This is a genomic window from Mycobacterium heidelbergense (genome assembly GCF_010730745.1).
Taxonomy (GTDB): Bacteria; Actinomycetota; Actinomycetes; order Mycobacteriales; family Mycobacteriaceae; genus Mycobacterium; species Mycobacterium heidelbergense.
In genome coordinates this window covers 2320092-2337092 of record NZ_AP022615.1, presented here as the reverse complement: position 1 = coordinate 2337092, position 17001 = coordinate 2320092, and the positions used below count along the sequence as shown (strand labels likewise).

The following is a 17001-nucleotide window of genomic DNA, read 5'->3' as shown; positions in this document are numbered from 1 at the left end:
TGGTGCCCGGGCCCGCCGCAGCGGCCCTGCATCCTCACCGCACCAAGCCCCGTCCCCTACCATCGAGCCTCGTGCCCCACGACGGTAATCAGCGATCGCAGCGGATCCCGCGGCTGATCGCCGCCGCCGCGGGGCTCGCGGGTCTGCTGCTGTGCCTGACCGTTCCCTTGCTGCCGGTGAAACAGACCACCGCGACAATCCTGTGGCCGCAGGCGACCGCGCAGGGTCCCGCGGGGCAGGTCACCCAGATCACCGCCCCACTGGTGTCCGGGGCGCCGCGCGCGCTGGACATTTCCATCCCGTGCTCGGCGATGGCCACCTTGCCTTCCAGCGGCGGATTGGTGGTCTCCACCCTGCCGGCCAGCGGCGTCGACACCGGCAAAAACGGGCTCTTCGTGCGCGCCAACAAGGACGTGGTCGTCGTCGCGTTCCGCGACACCGTGGCCGCGGTGGCGAAGCGCTCGGCGGTCGCGGCCGGCGCCTGCAGCGTGCTGCACCTGTGGGCCGACGCCGGTGCGACGGGCGCGGATTTCGTCGGCATCCCCGGCGCGTCGGGGATACTTCCGCCGGAAAAGAAACCGCAGGTCGGCGGGATCTTCACCGACCTGAAGGTGCCCCCGCAGCCGGGGCTGTCGGCCCGCATCGACGTCGACACCCGGTTCATCACCGCACCCACCGCGCTGAAGAAGGTCGTCATGGTCGCGGGCGTGCTGGCGGTCCTGGTCGCCGTGCTGGCGATGGCGGCGCTGGATCGTCGCAGCCGCGGCGGCGAGCTCCTGGTCAACTGGCGGTCCCCCATCGCCAGGCTGTCCCGGTACCGCCCGCGCGTGCGCTGGGCTTCCTGCTGGCGCGTGGGGCCGGCGACGTGGCTCGCCGACGCCGGGGTGATCGCGGCGCTGCTGGTTTGGCACGTCATCGGCGCCACCTCGTCGGATGACGGCTACAACCTGACCATCGCCCGGGTCGCCCCGAAGGCCGGCTACGTGGCCAACTACTTCCGCTACTTCGGCACCACGGAGGCGCCGTTCGACTGGTATCTCGCGGTGCTCGCCAAGCTGGCGTCGGTGAGCACCGCCGGTGTGTGGATGCGGATACCGGCCACGCTGGCCGGAATCGCCTGCTGGCTGGTCATCGGCCATTGGGCGCTGCGGCGGCTGGGCCCGGGACGGGGCGGCCTGGCGGCCAACCGGGCGGCGGTGTTCACCGCGGGCGCGGTCTTCGTGGCCGCCTGGCTGCCCTTCAACAACGGGCTGCGGCCCGAGCCGCTGATCGCGCTGGGCGTGCTCGTCACCTGGATGCTGGTGGAACGCGCGATCGCGCTGCGACGGGTGGCTCCCGCCGCGGTGGCGATCGTCGTGGCGATGCTCGCCGCGACGCTGGCGCCGCAGGGCTTGATCGCCGTCGCCGCGCTGCTGACCGGGGCGCGTGCCGTCGCCCGGATCATCCGGCATCGCCGCACCACCGACGGGCTCCTAGCCCCGCTGGCGGTGCTGGCGGCGTCGTTGTCGCTGATCACCGTCGTGGTGTTCCGTAGTCAGACGCTGGCCACGGTCGCCGAATCGTGGCGCATCAAGTACAAGGTCGGGCCGACGATCGCCTGGTACCAGGACTGGCTGCGCTACTACTTCCTTACCGTGGAGTCGAACCCCGACGGGTCGATGGCCCGGCGCTTCGCGGTGCTGGTGCTGCTGTTGTGCCTGTTCGGAATGCTGGTCATCCTGCTGCGCCGCGGCCGGGTGCCCGGGTTGGCCAGCGGGCCGGCCTGGCGGCTGCTCGGCACCACCGCGATCGGCCTGCTGCTGCTGACGTTCACGCCGACGAAGTGGGCGGTGCAGTTCGGCGCGTTCGCCGGGCTGGCCGGCGCGCTGGGTGCGGTCACCGCGTTCGCCTGCGCCCGGATCGGCCTGCACAGCCGGCGCAACCTGACGCTGTACGTGACGGCGCTGCTGTTCGTGCTGGCGGTGGCCACCTCCGGCATCAACGGCTGGTTCTACGTCGGCAACTACGGGGTGCCGTGGTTCGACATCCAGCCCGTCATCGCGAGCCACCCGGTGACGTCGATGTTCCTGACGCTGTCGATCCTCACCGGGCTGCTGGCCGCCTGGTACCACTTCCGGATGGACTACGCGGGGCATACCGAGGTCAAGGACAACCGGCGCAACCGCGTTCTCGCGTCGACCCCGCTGCTCGTGGTCGCGACGATCATGGTGCTCGGCGAAGTCGGCTCGCTGGCCAAGGGCGCCGCGGTCCGCTACCCGCTCTACACCACCGCCAAGGCCAACCTGGCGGCGCTGAGTTCGGGCCTTTCCCTTACCAGTTGCGCCATGGCCGACGACGTGCTGGCCGAGCCCGATCCCAATGCCGGTATGCTGCAACCCGTTCCGGGACAGACCTTCGGTCCCGACGGCCCGCTAGGCGGTGTCAACCCCGTCGGCTTCAAGCCCGACGGGGTGGGCGATGACCTGAGGTCGTACCCGGTGGTGACCAAACCGGGGGTGGTGAATTCCGACGCGTCACCCAACAAGCCCAACGCCGCCATGAGCGACTCCGCGGGCACGGCCGGCGGGAAGGGCCCCGTCGGGGTGAACGGGTCGCACGCGGCCCTGCCGTTCGGCCTCGACCCCGCCCGCACCCCGGTGATGGGCAGCTACGGAGAAAACTCGCTGGCCGCCACGGCGACCTCGGCGTGGTACCAGCTGCCGCCGCGCAGCCCCGACCGGCCGCTCGTCGTGGTATCGGCGTCCGGTGCCATCTGGTCCTACAAAGAGGACGGCACCTTCACCTACGGGCAGCAGCTGAAACTGCAGTGGGGCCACCGCGACTTGGCCCGCCCCGACGGGACCACCCAGCCGCTCGCGGAGGTGCAGCCGATCGACATCGGGCCGGAGCCGGCCTGGCGCAATCTGCGGTTCCCGCTGACGTGGGCACCCCCGGAGGCCAACGTGGCGCGCATCGTCGCTTACGACCCGAACCTGAGCTCCGATCAGTGGTTCGCGTTCACACCGCCGCGGGTCCCGGTGCTGCAGACCCTGCAGCAATTGATGGGATCGCACACGCCCGTGCTCATGGACATCGCGACCGCCGCGAACTTCCCCTGCCAGCGGCCGTTCTCCGAACACCTTGGCGTTGCCGAACTTCCGCACTACCGCATCCTGCCCGATCACAAACAGACGGCGGCGTCGTCGAACGGGTGGGAGGCCGGCGAGGCCGGCGGCCCTTTCCTGTTCACCCAGGCGCTGCTGCGCACCTCGACGGTCTCGACGTACCTGCGCGGCGACTGGTATCGCGACTGGGGATCGGTCGAGCAGTATTACCCGTTGGTGCCGGCCAATGATGCGCCGGCCGCCGCGATAGAACAGGGTGTGATCACGGTGCCCGGGTGGAGCCGGCAGGGACCGATTCGGGCGCTGCCATGAGCGTCACCGCCGTCAGGAACCGCGACGCCGAGGCGACCCCCCGCCACGACGTGCGCGTGACGCGCTGGGTCGCGACGGTCGCCGGGCTGATCGGCTTCGTCTTGTCGGTCGCGACGCCGCTGCTGCCCGTCGTGCAGACCACCGCGACGCTGAACTGGCCGCAGAACGGACAATTGAATAGCGTTACCGCACCGCTGATTTCGCTGACCCCGGTCGACGTGACGGTAACCGTGCCGTGCTCCGTGGTGCGCGCCCTGCCACCCGAGGGCGGCGTCGTGCTGAGCACGGCGCCCAAGAAAGGCAAGGACGCCGCGCTCAACGGATTGTTCGTCGTCGCCAACAACAAGCGCGTCGACGTCACCGACCGCAACGTGGTGATCGCCAGCGTGCCGCGGGATCAGGCTGAGTCCCCGCAATGCCAGCACATCGAGATCACGTCCACCCGGGCGGGCGCCTACGCCACCTTCGTCGGGCTGACCGATCCGGCGGGCAAGCCGGTCCGCGGCGGTTTCCCCGATCCCAACCTGCGCCCTCAGATCGTCGGCGTGTTCACGGATCTCACCGGTCCCGCCCCGCCCGGGCTGCGGTTCTCGGCGACCATCGACACCCGGTTCTCCACCACACCGACGACGCTGAAACTGGTCGCGATGGTGCTGGCGATCGTGTCCACCATCGTCGCGCTGGTCGCGCTGTGGCGCCTCGACCAATTGGACGGGCGGCGGATGCGCCGGCTCATTCCGGCGAACTGGCGCACCTTCACCCTGGCCGACGCGACGGTCATCTTCGGCTTCGTGCTGTGGCATGTAATCGGCGCGAACTCCTCCGACGACGGCTACATCCTGGGCATGGCGCGGGTCGCCGGTCGCGCCGGCTACATGTCCAACTACTTCCGCTGGTTCGGCAGCCCGGAGGACCCGTTCGGCTGGTACTACAACCTGCTCGCGCTGATGACCCACGTCAGCGACGCCAGCCTGTGGATGCGGTTGCCGGACCTGGTCGCCGGGCTGGTGTGCTGGCTGCTGTTGTCGCGTGAGGTGCTGCCCCGGCTGGGGCCCGCGGTGGCGGGAAGCAAGGCCGCGAACTGGGCGGCGGGCATGGTCCTGCTGGCCGCGTGGATGCCGTTCGACAACGGCCTGCGCCCGGAGGGCCAAATCGCGGTCGGCTCGCTGATCACCTACGTGCTGATCGAGCGTTCCATGCGCTACAGCCGCCTGACACCGGCGGCGCTGGCGGTGATCGCCGCCGCGTTCACGCTCGGCATCCAGCCCACCGGCCTGATCGCGGTCGCCGCGCTGGTCGCCGGCGGACGACCGATCCTGCGAATTCTGGTCAAGCGCCATCGCCTGGTGGGAACGTGGCCGCTGGTGGCGCCGATGCTGGCGGCCGGTTTCGTCATACTCACCGTGGTGTTCGCCGACCAGACGCTGTCAACGGTGTTGGAAGCCACCAGGATTCGCACCGACATCGGCCCCAGCCAGGCGTGGTACACCGAAAACCTGCGCTACTACTACCTCATCCTGCCCACCGTCGACGGCTCGCTGTCGCGCCGGTTCGGCTTCCTGGTCACCGCGCTGTGCTTGTTCACCGCGATGTTTATCATGTTGCGGCGCAAGCGAGTTCCCGGCGTGGCGCGTGGGCCGGCGTGGCGGCTGATGGGCGTCATATTCGGCACCATGTTCTTCCTGATGTTCACCCCGACCAAGTGGGTGCACCACTTCGGGCTGTTCGCCGCGGTGGGCGCGGCGATGGCCGCGCTGACCACCGTGCTGGTGTCGCATGAGGTGCTGCGCTGGTCGCGCAATCGGATGGCGTTCCTGGCGGCGCTGTTGTTCATATTGGCGCTGTGTTTCGCCACCACCAACGGCTGGTGGTACGTGTCCAGCTACGGCGTTCCGTTCAACAGCAGTATGCCGAAAATCGACGGAATCAGCATCAGCACAATCTTTTTCGCGCTGTTCGTGCTTGTCGCTCTGTATGCGGCCTACCTGCACTTCGCGTCCCGGGGGCACGGCGAAGGACAGCTGGCGCGGGCGCTGACGGCGGCGCCGATCCCGCTCGCGGCCGGATTCATGGTGCTGGTGTTCATCGGGTCGATGGTGGCCGGCATCGTTCGCCAGTACCCCACCTACTCCAACGCCTGGGACAACCTGCGGGAGTTCTCCGGGGGCTGCGGGCTGGCCGACGACGTCCTCGTCGAGCCGGACAGCAACGCCGGCTTCATGGCGCCCCTGCCCGACAACTCGGGTCCGTGGGGGCCCCTAGGGCCCTTGGGTGGCGTCAACCCGACGGGGTTCACTCCCAACGGCGTACCGGACCGCACCCTGGCCGAGTCGGTCAAGGAGACGTCGGTGACACAACCCGGCACCGACTACGACTGGGACGCGCCGCTCAAGCTGACGACGCCTGGCGTCAACGGATCGACGGTGCCGCTGCCCTACGGACTCAGCCCCGATCGGGTTCCGCTGGCCGGCAGCTACACCACCGGCCCGCAACAGCAAAGCAGGCTCACCTCGGCGTGGTACCAGCTGCCGAAGGCGGACCCCGGCCATCCCCTGGTGGTGGTCACCGCCGCGGGCACGATCACCGGCAACAGCATCCTGCACCACCACACCGACGGGCAGACCGTGGTGCTGGAATTCGGCAGGCCCGGTCCCGGCGGCTCCGTGCAGCCGGCCGGTCGCCTGGTGCCCTACGACCTGTACGGCGAGCAGCCCAAGGTGTGGCGGAACCTGCGCTTCCCGCGCTCCCAGATGCCCGCCGACGCGGTCGCGGTGCGGGTGGTGGCCGAGGACCTGTCCCTGACGCCGGACGACTGGATCGCGGTGACCGCGCCCCGCGTGCCGGAGCTGCGCTCGGTGCAGGAGTACGTGGGCTCGACGCAGCCGGTGCTGCTGGACTGGGCGGTCGGGCTGGCGTTCCCGTGCCAACAACCGATGCTGCACGTCAACGGTGTCACCGAAATCCCGAAATTCCGCATCACCCCGGACTACAACGCCAAGAAGCAGGACACCGACACCTGGGAGGACGGCGTCAACGGCGGCCTGCTGGGCATCACCGACCTGTTGCTGCGGGCGCATGTCATGTCCACGTACCTGTCCCGCGACTGGGGCCGCGACTGGGGTTCACTGCGCAAGTTCGACACCCTCGTGAGCACCGAGCCCGCCCAGCTCCAATTGGGCACCGCCACCCGCAGCGGGTGGTGGTCGCCGGGCGAGATCCGGATCAAGCCCTGAGAGCAAACACGCGAAAGCGGTTGCATCGCAACGGGCTTTATTAAATCGACGCTCGAGTAATTCCACGGCATAGGTTTAATTTCGGCGGCGGCGGGTCAATACCTATTTGCGTCGAGACTGCGGTGGTGGCGGCGCCCAAGGCGAAAAGCTAGCGGTGAACGCAGGCTCGATGCCACCAGCGCAGACTCGGCGCCAGCGGCGTATGGTCACAACCCCCGACGAACTTATGGACCAGACCACTAACCTATGGGCAAAAAGGTGGCCCGATGCACAAGCTGGCGCGATTAGGGATATACGCGGCAACGCTGACTATGGCGATGTCTCCCGCGACCGCACGTGAAATCGCCGCGGCCGAGGGCGGCACGACCGTCGTCTTGGACGGCGACCTCCGGCGGTGCGATTTCAGCCTGGTGACCATCGCGGCGATGGTGCCCAGGCCGCCGCTGGGCACCGGCTCGGCCCTCATACACGCCTCCGGGTCACGGGCGGTCGCGGAGGTGCATGTGGCGATCCCCAACCAGCCGGGCACCCATTACGACGTCGGCCTGATCCAGGAACCCCGGCCGTCATCGGCCACCTGTGGCCCCGGAGATCCGGGTACCGCCTTTACCGGAATGGACACCGACGCCGCCGGCAACGGAACGGTGACTATTCAGGACACCATTCGGTCGGGCACGACGGGTGTCTGGGTGTTTGTCGAACGCCCCAGCCCAATCTCACAAAACCCGGCCGAGTTCTACACGTCCGAATTCGTGGCGCCGGTATAAGCCGTTTGAATTTATTCGCCGCCTTGGTGGTGGGATCAGCGCCCGGGGACGAACGCCCCTGCGCGGACGGGACTTCGGTCCCTATCCCGGCGCGTCGGCCGAATGGTCCGATACAGGTAGTCAGAATGGAGGCAGGGTAATGGACGCTTCACAACAGCCGCAGGCGCGGACGCGCATGTTCTCTCGCGTGCTCGGTCCCTTTTTGGTCATCGTCGGTGTCACGGCCGTGGCCCGTGCCGGCGACATGCCGACACTGCTGTCGCAGTTCGAGGCGAATTCACTGTGGACCTGGGTGACCGGCGCCTTCATCCTGGCCTTCGGCCTCATCGTCGTCGCCGGCCACCAGTACTGGCACGGCGCCGCGGCCATCATCGTGTCCGCGCTGGGCTGGCTGATCACGCTGCGCGGGCTGCTCCTTTTCGCCTTTCCCCGAGCCTTCGTGTCGATGGCCAACGGCATGATCGGCGCGCAAGGCTGGTGGGTGGCGCTGTGCGTCATTTCCGCGCTGATCGGGCTGTACCTGACCTACGTCGGCTGGGCCCCGACCGCCGCACACCCGGCGGAAGCGACGCCGGAGCTGCACCAAACCGCGTGATCGGCCGCGCGGCCACGGGGCGCTTTGCTTGCGCGAGCAGACGCAGACTCGCACTGCGAACGGGTGAGATGTGCGAGTCTGCGTCTGCTCGCCAGAGGGCTCGCGAGAGGACTGCCAGCGAGAGGGACTAGAGCGGGAGCAGGCTGTGCTTGCGCGCGACGCGGAACCAGATTTGCTTGTCCCGCAACAGGTGCAGCGACTTGCGCAGCAGCAGCCGGGTCTGGTGCGGGTCGATGACCGCGTCGATGAACCCGCGTTCGGCGGCCGTCCACGGGATCGCCATGTTGAGCTTGTAGCCCTCGATGAAGTCCTTCTTGATCTGCTGCGCCTCGGGGGTGGTCGGGTCGGGGAACCGCTTCATCAGCAGCTGTGCGGCACCCTCGGCGCCGATCACCGCGATGCGGGCGGTGGGCCAGGCGAAGTTGAAGTCCGCGGTCAGCTGCCGAGACCCCATCACGGCGTAGGCGCCGCCGTAGGACTTGCGGATCGTGATGGTCACCTTCGGCACGTCGGCCTCGACCACCGCGGACAGGAACCGCCCGCCGCGCTTGATGATGCCGTTCTTCTCCTGATCCGCCCCCGGCAGGAACCCGGGCGTGTCCACCACGAATACCAGTGGGATCTCGAACATGTCGCAGAACCGGATGAACCGCGCGGCCTTGTCGGAGGCTTCGTTGTCGATCGACCCCGCCAGGTGCATGGGCTGGTTGGCGATCACGCCGACCGGGCGCCCATCGACCCGGGCGTAGCCCGTGATGATGGACTGGCCGCCCTGCGCGGCGACGTCGAGGAAGTCGCCGTCGTCGAAGATCCGCAGCAGAATTTCGTGCATGTCGTAGGCCGCGTTGTCGGAGTCCGGCACGATCGAGTCGAGTTCCAGGTCGGTCGGGGTGACCTCCGGTTCCAACCCCGGATTGACGATCGGCGGCTTGTCGTAGCAGTTGGATGGCAGGAAGGACAGGAAGTCGCGCACGTATTGGAACGCGGCGGCTTCGGACTCGACCACCTGGTGGATGTTGCCGTAGCGGGCCTGGGCGTCGGCGCCGCCGAGCTCGTCGAGGCTGACCTCCTCGCCGGTGACGTCCTTGATCACGTCGGGCCCGGTGACGAACATGTACCCCTGGTCGCGCACCGCGACCACGAGATCGGTCTGGATCGGCGAATAGACCGCTCCCCCAGCGCATTTGCCGAAGATGAGGGAGATCTGCGGCACGATTCCGGACAGCAGCTCGTGGCGGCGGCCCAGCTCGGCATACCAGGCCAGCGAGGTGGCGGTGTCCTGGATCCGGGCGCCGGCGGAGTCGTTGATGCCGACGATCGGACACCCGACCATCGCGCACCACTCCATCAGCCGGGCCACCTTGCGGCCGAACATCTCCCCGACCGAACCCTGGAACACCGTCTGGTCGTGGGAGAACACCCCGACCGGGCGCCCGTCGATCATGCCGTGGCCGGTCACCACGCCGTCGCCGTAGAGGGCGTTGGGGTCGTTGGGGGTGCGGGCCAGCGCCCCGATCTCGAAGAACGTGCCCGGATCCAGCAGCGCGTGGATGCGGGCCCGCGCGCTCGGGATGCCCTTCTTGTCGCGCTTGGCGGCGGCCTGCTCCCCGCCGGGCTCCTTGGCCAGCTCGAGGCGAGCGTGCAGCTCGGCCAGCTTTTCCGCCGTCGTGTGCTGGGTGGGAGCTGGGACGGTCTCCGTCACTACTTGCCTACCTAACCTGTTCGGACTTGCCCGGCTGCCGCTCCGCCTCGACGGCGTTCAGCGCTTGGGTCATGTGGGCGCCCACCTTGGCGATGATCGGCTCGTCGATGGCCTGGATGTGCTCGCCACCGATCGGCACGACCTCGAGGTCGGCGACGTAGTCGCCCCAGCCGCCGTCCGGCTTGCGGGTGGCATAGGCGGGCTCGAACGTGATCGCATCGTCATGGTAGCGATCGGCCATGTAGAGCGTGACGTGGCCGTCGTAGGGCTGGTACTCGGCGGTGTCGATGGCCCGCTGGTCCAGGTACGACGTGCGCTGGTGCTCGATGATGCCGCCCGGGATCTGAACCCCGCTCTGGCTGATGGCATCCAGCACGAACTGGACCTGTCCCGCGTCATCAAGTTGTTCAAGGTGCTCGTAGGGGATTTCGGGGACCTCGACGTTGAAGGTCCGCTCGGCGAAGCGGGCGTAGCGGTCCCAGCGCTTGCGGGTCTCCTCCTTGGTCTGCAGGATCGGCTCGCCGGGCATCACCGCGTCGATCAGCCCGACGAACGGCACGTCGCAGCCCTGCCGCCTGAGGCCGATCGCGCAGGCATAGGCGAGCGCCCCGCCCAGCGACCAGCCGGCCAGGATGTAGGGCCCCTCGCCCTGCATCTCGATCAGCTTCGGAACGTATTGCGCCGCACGCTCTTCGATCGTGCCCTCGACCCGCTCGAGGCCGTACATCGGGGTGTCCCCCGGCAGCCGGTTGAGCAGCGGCTCGTAGACCACCGTCGATCCGCCGGCCGGATGGAAGACGAACACCGGCGTTCGTGAGCTGCCCTCGGGCCGTGCCCGCAGGGTGCGCACGAACCCATCGACCACGCCGGCCTCCAGGTAACCCCGCACCCTCTCGGCGAGCGCCTCGATGTTCTCCGACGTCAGCACGTCCTCGGTGGTGATCGGGCCTTCGGCGCGCTCCGAAAGCCGTTGCGCCATCTTGGCGGCGGTGGCCTCGTCGAGCTTGGGCAGCGTGTTGAAGATGCCGCCCGGGGACTTGCCCGTGACGATCGCCCACGTGGCGAAGGTGACCCGCTCGGCGGCGTCGCGCGGCGGCACGTCGGAGTTGAGCGCCCTGGCGATCGCCTCCTGGTTGAGGGCCTCGGCCGCCCCGGTCAGGTTCGGCCTGGTTCCGTTCGCGCCGTTGACCGTTGGGCCGGACGGATCCGTCGGCGGCGGCGGTATCGGCACATCCGAGGCCGGCGGCGCCGGCGCCGGTGCCGGCGTTGCGCCGCTGAGCAGCGTGGCCTGTTCCCGGGCGATCTCGTCGGCCGACTGCGTCTTCTGGTGCTCGGCCAGCTCCTGGACCTCGTCGCGGTGCTCGATCGCGTACTCGATCAGCTTCTCGACGTTGTAGAGGTTGGCGTCGCGCACCGCCGTCAACTGGATGGGCGGCAGGTCGAAGTCGTACTCGACGCGGTTCTTGATCCGCACCGCCATCAGCGAGTCCAGGCCGAGCTCGATGAGCGGCACTTCCCACGGCAGGTCCTCGGGCTCGTACCCCATCGCCGCCCCGACGATCGCGCCGAGTCGCTCGCCGATGGTCTCGCCGGAATCCGGTGACCATTTGGTGAATCCGGTCGGCATGTAGCGGTTGGTCAAACTGTCGGAAAGCGTTCCGCCATCCGGGTCTTCGGCGGGTCCCACCTGAGACGCGGCCGTCTCTCCCCCGTTGGCGGACCCCGCGATCGCGGTGCCGGCGCCGGCGTGGGCCGTTTTGAAGGCCGGCAACACCGACTCGGAACCACCCCGCGCGACCAGCGCGTCGTACACCAGCGTGAAGGACTCGTCGATGCGGGCGTGCACCTGAACCGAGGCGCCGCCGGGATGGCGGGTCATCGTCGTCACCAGCCGGGCGCCCTCGCCGGGGACCGCGCGCTGCTCCGCGGCCATCAACCGGGCGTCCGGAATCACTTCGGCCGCAGCGGCTTTCACCAACGCCGCCAGATCCGTGAGGCCCTTGGGCGTGTACTCCCAGACATGGCGGCCATCCGGCAGCGCGACGTGGTTGCCCGGCATGATCACCGAACTGGTGCCGTGCGAAAAGTGCGCGTTCAGCCAGTGCTCTTTGCGCTTGAACCGGGTCGGCGGGATGTTCGCGTAATCCCCGGGCCCCTGGGCGCGGGTGAACAGGGTCCGGACGTCCAGGTCGTGGCCGTAGACATACAGCTGCGCCATGGTCGAGACCATCGACTCGACCTCGTCCTGCTTGCGGGCCAGCGTCGGAATCAGTTGGGCGTCATGTAATCCGGCGGACGCGGTGGTGAGGCCCACCTGCATCAGCGCCACCGGGTTGGGCGCCAGCTCCAGGAACGTGGTGTGCCCGCTGTCGACGGCGTTGCGGATCCCGTGGGTGAAGTAGACGCTGTGCCGCAGGCCCTTCTTCCAGTACTCCACATCGTGGATCGGCTCGGCGCCGGGCTTGATGTAGCTGCCCTCGTGCACGGTCGAGTAGATGCCGGCCGTCGGGCTCATCGGCTTGATGCCCTGCAGTTCGGCGGTGAGCTCGCCGAGCAGCGGGTCCATCTGCTGGGTGTGGCTGGCTCCCTTGGTCTGAAACTTGCGGGCGAACTTGCCCTCCGCCTCACAGCGGGCGATGATCGCGTCCACCTGCTCGGGCGGGCCGCCGATGACGGTCTGGGTGGGGGCGGCGTAGACGCACACCTCGAGATCAGGAAAGGCGGGGAAGACGGTAGCGATCTCGTCGGCGGAGTACTCGACCAGCGCCATCAGCCGGATGTACTCGCCGAACAGCATGGCCTCGCCCTCGCCCATCAGGTGCGAGCGCGAGCAGATCGCCCGGGTGGCGTCGCGCAGCGACAGGCCGCCGGCGAAGTAGGCCGACGCGGCCTCGCCCAGCGACTGGCCGACCACCGCGGCGGGCTTGGCGCCGTGGTGCTTGAGCAGCTCGCCCAGCGCGATCTGGATCGCGAAGATGGTGACCTGGGTGGTCTCGATGCCGTAGTCCTGTGAGTCGTCGAGGATCAGCTCGAGCACCGAGTAGCCCAGCTCGTCCTGGACCAGCGCGTCGACCTTCTCGATCCACTCGGCGAAGACCTCGTTGCGCAGGTACAGACTCTTGCCCATCTTGCGGTGCTGCGCGCCGAACCCGGCCAGCACCCACACCGGCCCGTTGGTCACCGGCCCGTCGACGCTGAACACGTTGGGCCGCTGCTTGCCCTCGGCGACCGCGCGCAGGCCCTTGACGGCCTCGTCGTGGTCGTGGGCCAGCACCACCGCGCGGGAGCGGCCGTGGTTGCGCCGCGACAGCGACCGCCCGATGGACTCCAGCGACGACGCCTGGCCCTCGGGGCTTTCCATCCAGTCGGCCAGCTCGGCGGCGGCGGCCTTCTTGCGGGACGTCAGGAACGCCGACACCGCGAGCGGAATCACCGGTGTCGGAAGTTCTTGTGCCGCAAGCTCTTCCAGCGCCACCTCCTTGAGCCGCAGGGCCTCCTCGGTGACGCCCGGCAGTTCGGGCTCTTCCTCGTCGGGCGCGGGGGTGTCGGTGATGATGTTGCCGAAGTCGTCGAACCGCAGCGAGTGGCCCTCGAAGGTGGGCGCCTCGGGCGTGGGCGCCTCGGCCGGCGCCTCGGGTTCCGGCTCGCGCGCCTCCTTTTCCACCACGTCGCGGGGCAACACCTCGCGCACCACCAGGTGCGCGTTGGCCCCGCCGAAGCCGAAGCTGGACACCCCGGCCAGCGCGTAGCCGCCGTAGCGCGGCCAATCGGTCGCGGTGTCAACGACTTTCAGGTGCATCGCGTCGAAGTCGATGTAGGGGCTGGGTCCGGCGAAGTTGATCGACGGCGGCAGCTTGTCGTGCTGCAGCGCCAGCACCACCTTGGCCATGCTGGCCGCACCGGCCGCCGACTCCAGGTGGCCCACATTGGTTTTCACCGCGCCCAGCAGCGCCGGGCGATCGGCGGGACGACCCTTCCCGACGACGCGGCCCAGCGCCTCGGCCTCGATCGGGTCGCCGAGGACGGTCCCGGTGCCGTGCGCCTCGATGTAGTCGACGGTGCGCGGGTCGATGCCGGCGTCCTTGTAGGCGCGGCGCAGCACCTCGGCCTGCGCGTCCTGGTTGGGCGCGATCAGGCCGTTGGACCGGCCGTCGTGGTTGACCGCGCTGCCGGCGATGACGGCCAGGATCTGGTCGCCGTCGCGGCGGGCGTCGTCGACCCGCTTGAGCACCAGCATGCCCCCGCCCTCGGAGCGGGTGTAGCCGTCGGCGTCCGACGAGAACGACTTGATCCGGCCGTCGGGGGCCAGCACCGCGCCGATCTCGTCGAAACCCAGCGTCACCACCGGAGTGATCAGCGCGTTGACGCCACCGGCGACCGCCACGTCGCACTCGCCGTTGCGCAGCGCCTGCACCGCCTGATGGGTGGCCACCAGCGAGCTCGAGCAGGCGGTATCGACGGCCACCGAGGGGCCGCGGAAGTCGTAGAAGTAGGACACCCGGTTGGCGATGATCGACGTGGCGGTGCCGGTGATCGCGTACGGGTGCGCGACGGTCGGGTCGGACACCGCCAGGAAGCTGTAGTCGTTGTTCGAGACGCCGACGTACACGCCGACGGCCCCGCCGCGCAGGCTCGACGCGGGGATCCGCGCGTACTCGAGCGCCTCCCAGGTCAGCTCCAGCGCCATCCGCTGCTGCGGGTCGATGTTGTCGGCCTCGGTCTTGGCCACCGCGAAGAACTCCGAGTCGAAGCCTTTGATGTCCTTGAGGTAGCCGCCGCGGGTGCGCGCCTTCGCCATCCGTTCGGCCAGCCGCGGCTCTTCGAGGAACTCTTCCCAGCGGCCCTCGGGCAGGTCGGTGATGGCGTCGCGGCCCTCCATGAGCGCCCGCCAGGTCTCGTCGGGGCTGTTCATGTCGCCGGGCAGCCGGGTGGCCAGCCCCACGATCGCGATGTCGACGCGCTCGGCGGGCCCGGTGCGCGTCCAGTCCGCGACATCGTCTCCGGTCAGGTCCGGCTCGGGTTCGCCCTCGATGATCCGGGTCGCCAGCGATTCGATGGTCGGATGCTGGAAGGCCACCGCGACCGACAGGGTGACACCGGTCATGTCCTCGATGTCGGCGGCCATCGCCACGGCGTCCCGCGACGACAAGCCGAGCTCGACCATCGGCACCGACTCGTCGATCTCGTCGGCCGGCCTTCCGACCGCCTTGCCCACCCAGTTGCGCAGCCACTGCCGCAGCTCGGGGACCGTTGTTATGCGCCGCTTCTCCTCATCGCTTCGCTCTGCATCGTCGCCGGCGCGCAAGTCGGTCTTCTTCGCGGGCAAGTCTTCCCCGTCGGCCGGGGAGTTGGTGTCAGGTTCTGTGTCAGCCATGGTGTTGGGTTCAGTCCGTTGCGGCGGCGAAGGCGGTCGGGGAGCCGACGCCGCTGCGCAGGCTCCCGTCGAGGTAGGCGGCGCGGCAGGCGCGGCGCCCGATCTTGCCGCTCGACGTGCGGGGGATGGTTCCGGCCTGCACCAGCAGCAGGTCGCGGACGGTCACGCCGTGGCGCACGGCGATGGCCGCCCGAATGTCGTCGGCGATGGGCTGGTAATCCAGCTTGTGCGAACCCGCGGCGCGCTCGGCGACGACCACCAGCTGCTCGGAGGTGTCCTCCGGATCGAATTTCAGACCGGCGTGCGGGTTGTCGAACACGGCCTGGGGCAGCTGGTTGGCCGGGACCGAGAAGGCGGCCACGTAGCCGGTGCGCAGCGCCCGGCTGGCTTCCTGCGCCGAGTACTCGAGATCCTGCGGATAGTGGTTGCGGCCGTCGATGATGACCAGGTCCTTGATCCGGCCCGCTATATAGAGGTGGCCATTGAAATAGGTGCCGTAGTCGCCGGTGCGCACCCACAGCCCGTCGTCGGCGGCGCCCTCGGCGTGCGACTGGCTGATCCGCGACTTGAGGATGTTTTTGAAGGTCTCGGTGGTCTCGGCCTCCCTGCCCCAGTAGCCGCTGCCCAGGTTCTTGCCGTGCAGCCAGATCTCGCCGATCTGCCCGTCCGGCAGCTCGGTGGCCGTGTCGGGGTCGACGATGGCCGCCCATTCGTCGACCCCGATGACGCCCGCGGACACCTGTGGGACGGCGTTCGGCGCGTCGGCGGCCACCTCGACGAAGCGCTGGTTGTTGAGCTCGTCGCGGTCGACGTGGATGACCGTGGGCGCCTGGTCCATCGGCGTGGTGGAGACGAACAGCGTCGCCTCCGCCAGGCCGTAGGACGGCTTGATCGCGGTCTCCCGCAGGCCGTAGGGCGCAAACGCCTCATAGAACTTGCGCATCGACGCCGGGGACACCGGCTCGCTGCCGTTGAGGATCGCCTTGACATTGCTCAGGTCCAGCGGCGGCTCACCCTCCTTGGGCACACCGCGGACGGCCGCGTGCTCGAAGGCGAAGTTCGGCGCGACGGTGATGACCTCGCATTCCGGATCGTCCTCGGGCTTGCGCGCCATCTCCCGGATCCACCGCCCGGGCCGGCGCACGAACGCGGCCGGCGTCATGAAGGTGAAGTTGTGGCCGATCACCGGCGACAGCAGCGCCGTGATCAGGCCCATGTCATGAAAGAACGGCAGCCAGGAAAGGCCCCGGTCGCCTTCCTTGCCTTCGAGTCCCTGCAGCACCTGCAGCACGTTGGTGGGCAGGTTCAGGTGGGTGATCTGCACGCCGGTCGGGGTCCGGGTGGAACCGGACGTGTACTGCAGGTAGGCGATGGTGTTCTCGTCGGCCTCGGGCTCTTGCCAGGTGGCGGCGACCTCGTTGGGCACCGCGTCGACGGCGATGACGCGGGGGCGTTCCTTGGCCGAGCGGGCGCGGATGAACTTGCGGACGCCCTCGGCGGCGTCGGTGGTGGTCAGGATGGTCGACGGGGTGCAGTCGTCGAGCACGGCGTGCAGGCGGCCGACGTGACCGGGCTCGGCCGGGTCGAACAACGGCACCGCGATCCTGCCCGAGTACAGCGTGCCGAAGAACGAAATGAGGTAGTCCAGGTTCTGCGGGCTCAGGATGGCGACGCGGTCGCCCGGCTGGGTGACCTGCTGCAGGCGGGCGCCCACGGCCCTGTTGCGGGCGCCGAAGTCGGACCACGAGATGTCGCGCGCGACGCCGTCGCGCTCGGTGGAGAAGTCGATGAACCGATAGGCCAGCTTGTCGCCACGCACCTTCGCCCACTTCTCAACGTGGCGAACCAGGTTGGTGTTATCCGGAAACCTGATCTTCCCGTTGACGATGAACGGGTTGTGGTACGCCATGCCAC

7 protein-coding genes are annotated in these 17001 nt (G+C 68.9%); 4 read left to right on the top strand and 3 right to left on the bottom strand.

Annotated elements, in window-relative coordinates:
• Positions 1–71 precede the first annotated feature (71 nt).
• From G6N25_RS10885 to G6N25_RS10870, 4 genes are all read left to right on the top strand, one after another.
• Positions 72–3416 carry an arabinosyltransferase domain-containing protein gene (locus G6N25_RS10885; protein WP_083075947.1) on the top strand — a complete coding sequence of 1115 codons (3345 nt, stop codon included), beginning with the start codon at positions 72–74 and terminating at the stop codon, positions 3414–3416.
• A complete protein-coding gene (locus G6N25_RS10880; protein WP_083075946.1) occupies positions 3413–6649 on the top strand; it encodes an arabinosyltransferase domain-containing protein in 3237 nt (1078 codons plus the stop codon). The genes G6N25_RS10885 and G6N25_RS10880 overlap by 4 nt, the downstream gene beginning before the upstream one ends.
• Before the next feature lie 266 nt (positions 6650–6915).
• Positions 6916–7416, top strand: a complete 501-nt coding sequence (locus tag G6N25_RS10875; protein WP_083075945.1) for a hypothetical protein — start codon at positions 6916–6918, stop codon at positions 7414–7416.
• 139 nt (positions 7417–7555) lie between these two features.
• On the top strand, positions 7556–8011 hold the full coding sequence (locus G6N25_RS10870) for a hypothetical protein (RefSeq protein ID WP_083075944.1): 456 nt from the start codon (positions 7556–7558) through the stop codon (positions 8009–8011).
• A gap of 127 nt (positions 8012–8138) precedes the next feature.
• On the opposite strand, the gene G6N25_RS10865 is transcribed toward G6N25_RS10870, so the two are convergent.
• From G6N25_RS10865 to fadD32, 3 genes are read right to left on the bottom strand one after another with little or no spacing between them, the layout of a single operon-like run.
• Entirely contained in the window at positions 8139–9713 is a 1575-nt protein-coding gene (locus G6N25_RS10865) for an acyl-CoA carboxylase subunit beta (protein WP_083075943.1), read from the bottom strand.
• A gap of 7 nt (positions 9714–9720) precedes the next feature.
• Positions 9721–15087: a polyketide synthase Pks13 gene (gene pks13 / locus G6N25_RS10860; RefSeq protein ID WP_083075942.1), complete on the bottom strand. Its 5367-nt coding sequence runs from the start codon at positions 15085–15087 to the stop codon at positions 9721–9723.
• Positions 15088–15097: 10 nt separating this feature from the next.
• Positions 15098–16996, bottom strand: coding sequence for a long-chain-fatty-acid--AMP ligase FadD32 (fadD32, locus tag G6N25_RS10855; RefSeq protein ID WP_083075941.1), 1899 nt, complete (start codon positions 16994–16996; stop codon positions 15098–15100).
• Between the last annotated feature and the right edge of the window lie 5 nt (positions 16997–17001).